Genomic DNA, 11662 nt, shown 5'->3' on the forward strand with positions numbered 1-11662 from the left:
TTCCTGTAGCAGTTTTTCCGGCAAGGGGCCGCATCTTTACGTGCGTATCTCGCGCGCTTGTGCTAATGTTCAGCTTCCAGTAAGACTTGGACCACAGTCAATAGAATCCAGGCACTGTCCATCACCAACCGATCAACCGGGCACAGCGCTGACTTGCGCCGCGCCCACAGGAGCTTTCCATGTCTCAACGATTTTCACGGCTAATGTCCATCGTGATGCTGGCGGTCGCCGCCGGAGCGATGCTGTCCGTGTCATTCGACGCCGAAGCGCGCCGCATGGGCGGCGGAAAAAGCTTTGGCCGTCAATCGTCCAACATCACACAGCAGCGTCAGGCTGTCACACCGCCGGCGGCAGCGGCAACGCCCCGTGCAGCGGCACCCGCAGCTGGTGCGGCGGCAGCAGGCACAGCGGCCAAGAGCGGCGCCTCGCGCTGGCTGGGCCCCATCGCCGGCATCGCTGCCGGCCTGGGTATAGCCGCATTGCTGTCCCATCTGGGCATGTCGGGCGCCTTTCTCGAAATGATGTCCAGCCTGGCACTGATAGCCTTGCTGGTGTTCGGCGTCATGTTCATCGTGCGTAGGCTGCGTGCCGGCGCGGCGCGTACGGCTACGCAGGGCGCAGGCCATGGCAATAACCCTATGCAGCGCCAGGGTGCACAGCAGCAAAACGTCTTCCGCCAGAACGGCGCGGCTGCAACCCCGGCTGCCACGCCTGCTGCTGCGCCTGTCGCGCCAGCCGCACCGGTAGACGAAAGCTGGTTCATCCCCAGCGACTTCGACAGCGCGGCATTCCTGGGCAACGCCAAGGCGCAATTCATTGAAATCCAGGCTGTCTGGGACAGCGGCGATCTGGACAAACTGCGCGATTACATGACCGACGACCTCATTTCTGAAGTCAAGCCCGAGATCCTCGCGCGCAGCGAAAACAACGTCACCGAAGTCGTGCTGCTGAATGCCGAATTGCTGGGCATCGAGGCCGTTTCTGGCGGCCATCTGGCCAGCGTCCGTTATTCGGGCATGCTGCGCGAGGCCAAAGATGCCGAAGCATTCCGCTTCGAAGAAGTCTGGAATCTCTACAAGGCTGACGGTGCTGGGTGGTTGCTTGCCGGCATCCAGCAGATTCCAGTGAAATACGCCAGTTAAGCGCTGGAGGGTCCTGCGCGGCCAAAACCGTTAAACTTGAGCTCTTGCTTCATCAGCTCCTGGCAGACGGTTTTACCGCGCACCCCACAACATGTTTCCTTTGCCGCCATTTCTTGCCCCTTCCGCCTTAAGTGCGCGTGCGCTCAACAAATTACTGCAGCGCGAGGATTGGGCCCGCGAGCGCCTGGCCAGACATGCCGGAAAGTCGGTCGGCTTCGTGGTTGGAGGCTTCAAGGCCAACTTCTCGATTCAGGCCGGCGGCCTGGTTCAAACCAGCGACCCCGCCATCATTCCCGACGTAACGCTTACCGTGCCACTGGCGCATCTGTCCAGGCTGCCCGACCTGCTTCAATCGCGCGATCCCGATGGCATTGCCGAGCTGCTGCATGTCCAGGGCGACGCCGGCCTGGCCAGGGTGGTGTCCGAGCTTGCCCGCGACCTGCGATGGGATCTCGAAGAGGACCTTGCCCGCGTACTTGGCGACATGACGGCCTTGCGCCTGGTTGGCGCCGGCCGCTCGGCTTCCGACGGCCTGCGTACCGCAGGACAACGTCTGGCCGGCAACGCGGCTGAGTTCCTTACCGAAGAAAGCAACATGATGGCCAGCCGACCTGCGTACTCCGACTGGTCCGCAACCGTGCAGCAGTTGGCAAGCCGCCTGGATCGGCTCGAGTCGCGCCTGTCCGCACTGACGGCTGCGTCCGCGCGCAGGGCCTGACGATGTTCACCATTTTTCGTCTTGCCCATATTGTTTTCGTTGCACTGCGCTATCGGCTGGACGAGCTGGTTCTGTCGGGTATCAAGCATCCGGTCGCCTATGCCTTGCTGCGCATTGTCCGCTTTGGCCGTCCACCCAAGATGGCTCGTGGACTAAGGCTGCGCCTGGCTCTTGAAACGCTGGGCCCCATTTACGTCAAGTTTGGCCAGGTGCTATCGACCAGACGCGACTTGATACCGCTGGATGTGGCCATCGAGCTGGCCATGCTGCAAGACCGGGTGCCGCCTTTTCCGTCGGATGTGGCGGCGGCATCCATCGAAGCGGCGCTGGGTGCATCGCCGCATACCTTGTTCAAGCACTTTGAGACCGACCCGGTGGCTTCGGCGTCGATCGCGCAAGTGCACTTTGCCGTGCTGCACGATGGCCGCGATGTTGCCGTCAAGGTACTGCGGCCGGGCATGCGCGACATCATCGAGAAAGACCTTGCGCTATTGCGGGTACTGGCGGGTCTGGTCGAGCGCATGGCGGCTGACGGGCGTCGCCTGAAGCCGCGACAGGTCGTGGCTGAATTCGACAACTATCTGCACGACGAGCTTGACCTGATTCGCGAGGCGTCCAATTGCAGCCAGTTGCGGCGCAACTTTTCTGTCGAGAGCGGTCGTGAAGAGCTGCTCATGGTGCCCGAAGTGGTGTGGGAATACTGCGCCACCACGGTCTTCACCATGGAGCGCATGTATGGCATACCCGTCAGCCATATCGATCGCCTGAGGGCTGCGGGCATCGACACCAAAGAGCTGGGACGCAAGGGCGTTGAAATCTTCTTCACCCAGGTTTTCGCCGACGGTTTCTTTCATGCCGACATGCACCCCGGCAATATCTATGTGTCGGACGAGCCCGCCACCCTGGGCCGCTATATTGCGCTGGATTTCGGCATCGTCGGCTCCTTGTCCGAGTTCGACAAAAACTATCTGGCGCAAAATTTCCTGGCTTTTTTCCAGCGCGACTACCATCGCGTGGCGCAACTGCATATCGAGTCGGGCTGGGTCCCGCCCACCACGCGCGAAGAGGAACTCGAAGGGGCGGTACGCGCCGTGTGCGAACCTTATTTCGACCGTCCCCTGTCCGAGATCTCGCTGGGGCAAGTGCTGTTGCGCCTGTTCCAGACGTCGCGCCGTTTCAATGTGGAGATACAGCCGCAACTGGTGCTGCTGCAGAAAACCTTGCTTAATATCGAGGGGATAGGGCGCGAGCTCGATCCCAATCTGGACCTTTGGCAAACTGCCAAACCTTATCTGGAAAAATGGATGCACGAGCGCGTGGGCCTGAAAGGCCTGCGCACCCAGCTCGAAAAAGAAGCGGCCCAGTGGTCGCAAATCCTTCCTCAGATTCCGCGGCTGGTTTATGCCAACCTTAATAGAACTGACACGGGCCCTGCGTTAAACTTGGAGCTCCAACGCTTGCGCCGTGCCCAGGAACAGACCAATCGCTTGCTGGTGGCGCTATCGGCCATCGCCGCTGTCGCGCTAGGCGTGGCCGTTTGGGCGCTCACGCGCCAATAGGCAACGCCGGGCAGCTACCGACCCCGTTCCTGGATTCAATCAAGAGAGATATCTATGCTTTATCCCGAATTGTTCAAATCGATGGAAGCCGTGCGCTGGAACATGGCCACCGACATTCCGTGGGATGACTTTGACGGTAGCAAACTGACCGACGACCAGGCTTACACCGTCAAGATGAACGCCATTACCGAATGGGCAGCCTTGCCGGCCACCGAGATGTTCCTGCGCGACAATCGCGACGACAGCGATTTCTCGGCCTTTATGTCGGTGTGGTTTTTTGAGGAACAGAAGCACTCGCTGGCGTTAATGGAATACCTGCGTCGTTTCCGGCCCGAGCTCGTGCCCACCGAAGAGGAACTGCACAAGGTGCGTTTCGAGTTCGATCCGGCCCCGGCGCTCGAAACCCTGATGCTGCACTTTTGCGGCGAGGTCCGGCTTAACCACTGGTATCGCCGTGCGGCCGACTGGCACACCGAACCCGTCATCAAGGCCTTGTACAAAATCATCGCACAAGACGAAGCTCGCCACGCGGGCGCCTATCTGCGCTACATGAAGCGCGCGATCCTGCATCGCGGCAAAGACTTCGGCCACCATGCCCGCATCGCCTTCTCGAAAATCGGCGTATTGATGGCATCGGCGCACCGCACTCCACAAGCGCTGCACCCCACCAACCTGCACGTCAATAAAGAGCTTTACCCCATGGATACTGTGCAGTCGCAACTGCCGTCCCCCGGCTGGCTCGAAAATTGGCTGGACAACCAGATCTGTTTTGATAACGAATGGGAGACGCGGGTCAGCTCTCGCATCCTGCACAATATGTCCTTGCTGATGGATAACACCTTCAGCACGGTGCAAGACCTGAATCGCTATCGCAAAGAGCTCATCAAGGGCCTGGCGCCGGCCTGATGCCTGCAAGCCAGGATCGCCGCGCCAGCATGCCGGCCAGCTTCGAAACCAAGATCCTCAGCCGCGATGATTGCGTGGCGGCTGTGCGCGCGGGCGCTTTGCCGCGCCCGCTGGTGTTTACCAATGGTGTGTTCGATATCTTGCATCGGGGCCATGTCACTTATCTGGACGCGGCACTGCGGCTGGGCGCAAGCCTGATCGTCGCCCTGAACACCGATGCATCGGTGCGCCGGCTGGGCAAAGGCGATGATCGCCCGCTTAATACGCTGGCAGATCGCGCGGCCATGGTGGCGGCGCTGGCCAGCGTAAGCATGGTGACCTCGTTTGACGAAGACACGCCTCAAGCTCTAATTGAAGCGCTGCGGCCGGACATCATCGTAAAGGGTGGCGACTACGATATGGAGACATTGCCCGAAACGGCCAGTGTCAAAAGCTGGGGCGGCACCGCCGTGGCGATTCCTTTCGAATTCGAGCGGTCGACGACGGCCTTGCTGCGCAAGATACGTCAATAGACGCTCAGGAAGGCCGCGCAGCCTGCTCGGACAGCAATTTATTGATGGCCACGATGTCCTGAGCAGTCAGGATGCCGCTGCTGGCCTTCAAGCGCAGGCTGCTCATCAGCGTGTCGTAACGGGCCCTGGACAGGCTGCGCTGGGTCTCAAACAATTGCTGCTGTGCATTCAAGACGTCGATGTTGATGCGTACTCCGACCTCATACCCGAGGCGGTTGGCTTGCACGGAGGCCAGGCTGGACTTCTCGGCGGCTTGCAATGCTTGGATTTGCGCCAATCCCGAAATCACGCCTGAGTAATGTTGCAGCGTTGCCTGCCTGGCCAGCCGTTTGGCGTTCTCGAGTTCATAGCGGGCCTGTTGCAGCCTGGTGGTCTGCTCGCGCACAACCGACGAGATCTCTCCCCCTGTAAAAATCGGGATCGACAAGTGCAGGCCTATCGTGCTGTCCAGCGATCTCGGTCCGCCACCGGTGTTGTACAGCCCGCGGTCCGAGGCACTGCCGGTTTGCGCCTGCAGGCTTACGGTGGGGTAGTGCTGGCTTTTGGCGATATCAATTTGCTTCTCGACGATGCGGGCGGCAAGCTCTGCCTGCGCCACATCGAGGCTGGCTGTGGCCGACTGCGTAGTCCAGGCGTCCACCCGGGCAGGTTCTGGTGCCGGCAAGCTGGTACCAGGCGCCAGTTCGGCCAATTGCTGCGGGCGTTCGTCGATGATGCGGGCCAGGCGGTCCTGACTTAGTTGCAAGGCGTTGCGGGCCTGCAGTTCGCCGGCATTCAAGAGGTCAAGCCGGGCTTGAGCCTCGTAGGTGTCGGTAATGGTGGTGCTGCCCAGCTCGAAACCCTGGCGGGCGGCTTGCAACTGGGTCTCGACGGCTGCTTTTTCCGCCAGCAAGGCGCGCAGGGTGTCTTGTGCGGCCAGCACATCGAAGTACGACTGCGCCACACGAAGAATGAGTTCCTGATAGGCGCTGGCCTGTGCGACGTCGGCCAGGCTGGCTACGGTCTCGGCGCGCTCATAGGCGCTCCAGGCGGACAGATTGAAGACCGGCTGTATCAGCGTCAGCGCCCATAACGCCCGGCGGTTGCTGGTGCTACGGTCCAGGCCTTCCAGTCGACGGGCGTTCTCCACCTCGGCGACGGCATCGGCCGAAACATAGGGTAGCAGTCGGGCACGTGCCTGGGGGACGATTTCTTGTTCGGCGTCCCGCGCCGCGCGGTTGGCAGCGTAGATGGGATCGCGCTGTAGGGCCAATTGCCAGACATCAAGCAGATCTTGCCCATAAGTGGGCAGCGACGCGATCGTCAGCAAGCATGCAAGAACGCATGTGGCGTACCGGCTGCCCTTTGCCATCTAGAACTTGAATTGCGTGACCGTTGCACCGCGCAATGGCTTGATGATGGTGTCAAACAAGGTGACGGTATCGAAGCTGGCGGCGCTATTGCGAGTGATACGACAGGCGGTCATCACGGGGCTTTGACCCACCACGACGACCAGGCGACCACCAATGCGCAACTGATACTTCAGTGCGTCGGGCACGACGGGGACCGAGCCGGTGACCAGGATGGCGTCGTACTCGGTGGTGCCCCAACCGGCATGGGCGTCGCCGGTTTCGACGGTTACGTTGTCCACTTGATTGCGCTGCAGGTTTTCCTGGGCGAAGGCGGCCAGCCGGCTATCGACCTCGATGCTGGTAACTTGCTGCGCCAGCCTTGCCAGTAGCGCTGCCTGGTAGCCCGACCCGGTGCCGATCTCGAGCACGCAGTCGGTAGGCTTCAGTTGCAGCTCTTGGGCCAGCCGGGCTTCGACCTTGGGCGTAAGCATGGTTTCGCGTGTGTCGACAGCATTGATGATCAGGGGCAGCTCGACATCAGAAAATGCCAGGCCCTGCATGGGCGCGGGTACATAGCGCTCGCGTTGCACCTCGAAGAGGGCCTGCAGCACCTGTTGGTTCAAGACCTCCCAGGGACGGATCTGTTGCTCGATCATGTTGAATCGAGCCTGTTCGACTTCAGACAGGGCGGTAACTTTCATGGCTTCTACACAGGAAACAGACGCGGATAGTAGCGTCTTACGTGAAAATCCGGCGTAAATCGCCGGAAAACGGGCATTTCCTACTATAGCGTATTTGGATTAATTTGGCGCTGGCCACCACGCATGAAAGTGTTGTACCGGCCCGTGCCCCGTGCCCACCTGCAACTCGCCCGACCGGGCAATGGCGGCGACCAGATATGCCTTCGCCAGGCGTGCCGCCTCGGGCACCGAGCCGGTCTGCGGCAGCAGGGCGGCCAGCGCGGCGGACAGCGTGCACCCCGTGCCGTGTGTGTTGGGGGTGTCGATGCGTTCGCCCGGCAGTTCGATCAGGCGATCGCCATCGTGCAGGACGTCTATGGTGCTGTTGCCGGGCAGATGACCGCCCTTCAGGAAAACCCAGCGCTCGCCGGTGTCGTTCAGCAGACGGCGCAGGCGCTCGGCCACGCGCCGCATGTCTTTCAGGTTGTCAACGGGCGAACTGCCCAGGAGTACGCCGGCTTCGGGCAAGTTGGGCGTAAGTATCGTGGCAAGCGGCAGCAGACTTTCCCGCAGCTCGTTCACGGCAGCGCGTTCCAGCAAGTGGTCCCCGCTCTTGGCTACCATGACCGGATCCAGCACCAGGTGCGCTGGCTTCCAGCGGGCCAGCCTTTCGGCTACCGTGCGGGTCACGGCCTGCTGGCCCAGCATGCCGATCTTGACCGCATCGATACGCACGTCGCCAAACAGGGTGTCGATCTGGGCCGCGACGAACTCCGGCGGAACCGGGCAGATGCCCGTCACCGCGTGGGTGTTCTGTGCGGTCAACGCGGCGATGACGGCAGTGCCGTAAGCGCCCAATGCGCTCATGGTCTTGATATCGGCCAGCACGCCAGCGCCGCCCGAGGGGTCGACGCCGGCAATCGTCAAGGTGTTGGGGATGGTTGTTGCGTGTGGGGTCATGCCCGGGACTGTATCAGGCCTTCAGCCGGAGAGCTGGGATCGGCACTATAGAACTTGCGCGGCACGCGTCCGGCCAGGAATGCCGCACGCCCCGCTTCCACAGCCATGCGCATCGCGCTGGCCATCAGTATGGGATCGCGCGCGCCAGCGATGGCGGTATTCATCAGGATGGCGTCGCAGCCCAGCTCCATGGCGATCGCGGCATCGGAGGCGGTTCCGACGCCGGCATCCACCAACACCGGCACTTTGGCCTGGTCGATGACCAGACGCAGGTTCCAGGGGTTAAGTATGCCCATCCCGGAACCGATCAGCGAGGCCAGCGGCATGATGGCCACACAACCGATGTCTTCCAGCATCTGGCACTGGATGGGATCGTCGGTGCAATAGACCATGACGTCAAAGCCTTCTTTGACGAGGGTGCGCGCCGCATCCAGCGTCTCCGGCATATTCGGAAAGAGGTTATCTTTGTTGCCCAACACCTCGAGCTTGACCAGCTTGTGTCCGTCCAGCAGTTCGCGGGCCAGACGCAAGGTACGCACGGCATCTTCTGCGGTGTAGCACCCGGCCGTATTCGGCAAAATGGTGAACTGCGAGGGTGGCAGGTAGTCCAGCAGATTGGGTTCGCCGGCGTTCTGGCCGATATTGGTGCGGCGTATGGCAACCGTGACGATTTGAGCGCCGCTGGTGTCTATGGCCTGGCGGGTCTCGTCGAAGTCTTTATATTTGCCTGTGCCGACCAGTAGGCGCGACGTGTAGTCGCGGCCGGCTATGGTTAAGGTGTCTGACTGATTCATGGTCATCGCGGAACAGGAGGCGCAGCGGCACGATGCAGCGTTCGCTGGTCGAGGTTGTAAAGGCTAAGCATAATCCATTTGCTAAGAGCGAGCCTCGTCAATTTGGAGGCAAAGGCGTTCGACGGCGTCCACCAGACGCGGGCCAGGTCGAAACAGTTCATCCGCGTCTACGCCATAAACGCGATCGGCCCTTGCTGCGGCCAGGCCCAGTCCCTTCCACCGTGCAACTGCCTGGGCATGGTTGCGCGCGCCGGAAACCGGCACCAGTACCACCTGCGGCTGTTTGACCAGAACGGTCTCGATGCTGATCTGCGGCGCGGCAATCTCGGCGTGGGCGTAGGCATTGACACCACCGCAAGTTGCCAGGGCGTCGTTCATTAAGGCGTCGGACCCTATCGTATATAAGGGGGCGCTGCCCACCTCAATGAATACGGAGACTGGCGGTCGATCGCTGTAGCGCTCACGCAGGGTGTCTACGCGTTTCTGCAACTCATTGGCGGCAGTTCGGGCCGCGGCTTCGGTATGGAACAGGGTGCCCATGCGCAGGATCTCGCTGGCGATGTCATCCAGTGTTTTCGGTGCCGAATACAACAGGGGGATGTTCAGCCGCGCCAAGGTAGGCGCCACCGTGCGGGCGGCGCCCGAGGGCAGCCATGCCAGCACAATATCGGGGTGCAGCGTCAGCGTTTTCTCGATGTTGATGTTTACGCCGTCGCCCACGCGCGGTATGCCTAGCGCCGCTACGGGAAAGTCGCTGCTGCTGACGGTTGCGACGATCTTGTCGCCGGCGCCCGCTGCGAACATCAGTTCCGTGATGTGCGGTGCCAGCGTAATGGCACGCGACGCTGCGGGCTTTGAAACTGGCTCGGTCGAGCGGGGCGGGGCTGCGGTGGCGGGGGATGCCGCCAGGCCGACGGCCAAGCAGGCAATCAGGCCGGAGATCCTGCAGCGACGTAGCTTGACCTGATTGCGCCCCATGGCCTACATCCGGAAGGACAGGTTTATAAAGACATTGGAACCTGGCATGTTGTAGCCGTAGGCGTTGGTGTAGTCTTTGTCGAACAGGTTATTCCAGCGTACCTGTACGCCTACCGAATCGTTGAACTCGTAGCCCGCCGTCAGGTTGAACAAGCCGTATCCGCCGAGCGATGTCTGGTTGTCGGCCAAGTCATAACGTTGGCCTACAAACTGATATTCGGCCCCAACAGAGAGACGATCGAAACGGTGGTCGGCGCCCAAGCGATAGACCTGTTTTGCCCTGCGAGGCAATTGGTTGCCGGTCGCATCATCGCGAGGATTCATGAAGTCAGCACTCGCACGCAGCGTGGTATCGCCGAAGTCTTGCTCCGCGCTGACTGAAACACCGCGGATAGTGGCGCGCTCGACGTTCTGCGGAATAAAGTTTTCATCCAGAATGATGAAATTTCGTATGCGATTCTGAAACGCAACGACATCGATCCGGGTGCCAGCATAGTCATAGCGGGCGCTTAGCTCGAGGTTGCGGGATTTTTCCGCCTGCAGGTTAGGGTTGCTGCCGAATGGAAAGTACAGGTCATTGAAGGTCGGTGCCCGAAAGCCAGTGTTGCCTGCCACGCCGACGCGCCACTGTTCGCTGATGTCGTACTCGTAGCCCAATCCACCGGTTGTTTGGTTGCCGTAGCCGCTGACGTTGTCATTGCGCACGCTGGCCTGCAAGTGGTGTGCATCGAAGCTGCCCTGATACACCAAGCCGGCTGCGTTCGTGTCGCGGCGGTTGATATCGTGCTCCATTTGGCTGTAGGGCCGCTCTTCCAGGCGTTCTAGTATCAGCGACACCTTTTGCTTCTCGGCGATCTGGAAATGATGTTGCCATGAATAGTTGCGTTGGCGATTGCCCGCCTTATAACTGGGGCTGACCGCTGACCTGCTGTCGGTGTTTTCTTCTATGTAAGCCAGCCGCAACACGCTTTGCCAGTAGTCGGTGATGTCGTCGGTGCTCGTCACGCTATAGGCTTGTTGCCGCGTAATCGTACGCGCATCGAGCGGAGCGAAGCTTTGGTCATATGCGCCGTCCATGTAGCCGTTAAATACTGTCAGGCCTATATGATGGCCGGGCTGCCATGTGTACCCCAGCGAGCCGGACAGGGCATGCTGGCTGTAGCCGTCGATGTCTTCGTCGAAGGCAGGGGAAAGGCGATTGGTGGCATTGAATCCACCGCTTTCGCCCATGCTGCTGGAAAGTGCGTAATCCCAGCCGTCCTTGGCGCCGGAAAAACCCAATGCCGACTTGAAGGTGTCATAGCTGCCTATACCGATGTCCGCCCAAGCACTGAACGGTCTGTCTTGCTGGCCCTTTTTGGTAATGATGTTGATGACACCGCCTATGGCGCCCGAGCCGTACAGGCTGCTGGCGGCGCCGCGCACGATCTCGATACGCTCGATCATTGCGGGATCGATCGCATTCCAATTGACAACGCCAGAGGTGATGCTATTGATACGCATGCCATCGACCAAGACCAGCGTCTGGTTGGCATTGGCACCGCGCAGGAACACGCTTGTGACGGTCTGTGGGCCGCCGCTGTTATACATTTGCACGCCGCGCTGGCGGGACAGTATCTCGGCAACACTGTCTTGCCCCGCCTTCTGCAGCTCTTTCTGGTCAATAACAGTGACGTCACCCAGGACGTCCCGTTCCAGTTGCGCGCTACGGCTGGCCGTGACGACTACCTGGTCGAGCTGGGAAACTGAGGGGGTGGTTTGCGCAGCAACGGCTGCGGGAAGAAAACAGCAAATGACGGCAAGCGCGTGCCGTGGGATAGCGTAAGACATGAATGACCCTGCAAAACGTGCGTCCCCGCACATGGACTAAGGGGAAGCGAGGCCGGTGTCGGGCTGACATGCCGGGGCATGTTTACCGTTGCGGGGGCAGCACAGGTTGAATGCGGGGCTTGAGCGACGCAATTCCTGTTTCCCGTTTACCTTTCGCAGGGCCGCCAGTCGTGTCAGGCACGGCTGGCAGCTCCGAAAGCACCTCGATCAGGCGCAAATGTAGCACGCAATATAGTGGGCGATACAATAAGA

11 protein-coding genes and 1 riboswitch are annotated in these 11662 nt (G+C 60.7%); of the genes, 5 read left to right on the forward strand and 6 right to left on the reverse strand.

All coding sequences use genetic code 11. The annotated features are described in order from the left end of the window. Positions 1 to 179 precede the first annotated feature (179 nt). The 5 genes from CKA81_RS16030 to CKA81_RS16050 all read left to right on the forward strand — a co-directional run bounded on the left by CKA81_RS16030 (position 180) and on the right by CKA81_RS16050 (position 4837). Complete coding sequence (locus tag CKA81_RS16030; RefSeq protein ID WP_128356199.1) at positions 180 to 1142, forward strand: Tim44 domain-containing protein; 963 nt, start codon at positions 180 to 182, stop codon at positions 1140 to 1142. 91 nt (positions 1143 to 1233) lie between these two features. Then, positions 1234 to 1860, forward strand: coding sequence for a ubiquinone biosynthesis accessory factor UbiJ (locus CKA81_RS16035; protein ID WP_128356200.1), 627 nt, complete (start codon positions 1234 to 1236; stop codon positions 1858 to 1860). 2 nt (positions 1861 to 1862) lie between these two features. Then, a complete protein-coding gene (ubiB, locus tag CKA81_RS16040) occupies positions 1863 to 3419 on the forward strand; it encodes a ubiquinone biosynthesis regulatory protein kinase UbiB (protein WP_128356201.1) in 1557 nt (518 codons plus the stop codon). 54 nt (positions 3420 to 3473) lie between these two features. After that, complete coding sequence (locus CKA81_RS16045; protein ID WP_128356202.1) at positions 3474 to 4325, forward strand: ferritin family protein; 852 nt, start codon at positions 3474 to 3476, stop codon at positions 4323 to 4325. A 29-nt stretch (positions 4326 to 4354) separates the two neighbouring features. Further along, positions 4355 to 4837 (forward strand): adenylyltransferase/cytidyltransferase family protein, encoded by a 483-nt coding sequence (locus tag CKA81_RS16050; protein ID WP_128356890.1) that lies wholly within the window; start codon positions 4355 to 4357, stop codon positions 4835 to 4837. Positions 4838 to 4841: 4 nt separating this feature from the next. Here the strand turns inward: CKA81_RS16050 and CKA81_RS16055 are convergent, their stop codons facing one another. The 6 genes from CKA81_RS16055 to CKA81_RS16080 form a co-directional block, all read right to left on the reverse strand. After that, a complete protein-coding gene (locus tag CKA81_RS16055) occupies positions 4842 to 6188 on the reverse strand; it encodes a TolC family outer membrane protein (protein ID WP_128356203.1) in 1347 nt (448 codons plus the stop codon). Further along, positions 6189 to 6869 (reverse strand): protein-L-isoaspartate O-methyltransferase family protein, encoded by a 681-nt coding sequence (locus CKA81_RS16060; RefSeq protein WP_128356204.1) that lies wholly within the window; start codon positions 6867 to 6869, stop codon positions 6189 to 6191. A gap of 99 nt (positions 6870 to 6968) precedes the next feature. Then, entirely contained in the window at positions 6969 to 7808 is an 840-nt protein-coding gene (gene thiD / locus CKA81_RS16065; RefSeq protein WP_128356205.1) for a bifunctional hydroxymethylpyrimidine kinase/phosphomethylpyrimidine kinase, read from the reverse strand. Beyond that, positions 7805 to 8602, reverse strand: coding sequence for a thiazole synthase (locus CKA81_RS16070; protein WP_164878429.1), 798 nt, complete (start codon positions 8600 to 8602; stop codon positions 7805 to 7807). The genes thiD and CKA81_RS16070 overlap by 4 nt, the downstream gene beginning before the upstream one ends. 81 nt (positions 8603 to 8683) lie before the next feature. Further along, the gene (locus tag CKA81_RS16075; protein WP_128356207.1) at positions 8684 to 9580 is read right to left on the reverse strand and encodes a cobalamin-binding protein; all 897 of its coding nucleotides are present in this window, start codon (positions 9578 to 9580) and stop codon (positions 8684 to 8686) included. A 3-nt stretch (positions 9581 to 9583) separates the two neighbouring features. Continuing rightward, the gene (locus tag CKA81_RS16080; protein ID WP_164878430.1) at positions 9584 to 11410 is read right to left on the reverse strand and encodes a TonB-dependent receptor domain-containing protein; all 1827 of its coding nucleotides are present in this window, start codon (positions 11408 to 11410) and stop codon (positions 9584 to 9586) included. A 47-nt stretch (positions 11411 to 11457) separates the two neighbouring features. Next, positions 11458 to 11616, reverse strand: a riboswitch (cobalamin riboswitch). Positions 11617 to 11662: the final 46 nt, after the last annotated feature.

Source organism: Pollutimonas thiosulfatoxidans (assembly GCF_004022565.1).
Lineage (GTDB): Bacteria > Pseudomonadota > Gammaproteobacteria > Burkholderiales > Burkholderiaceae_B > Pusillimonas_D > Pusillimonas_D thiosulfatoxidans.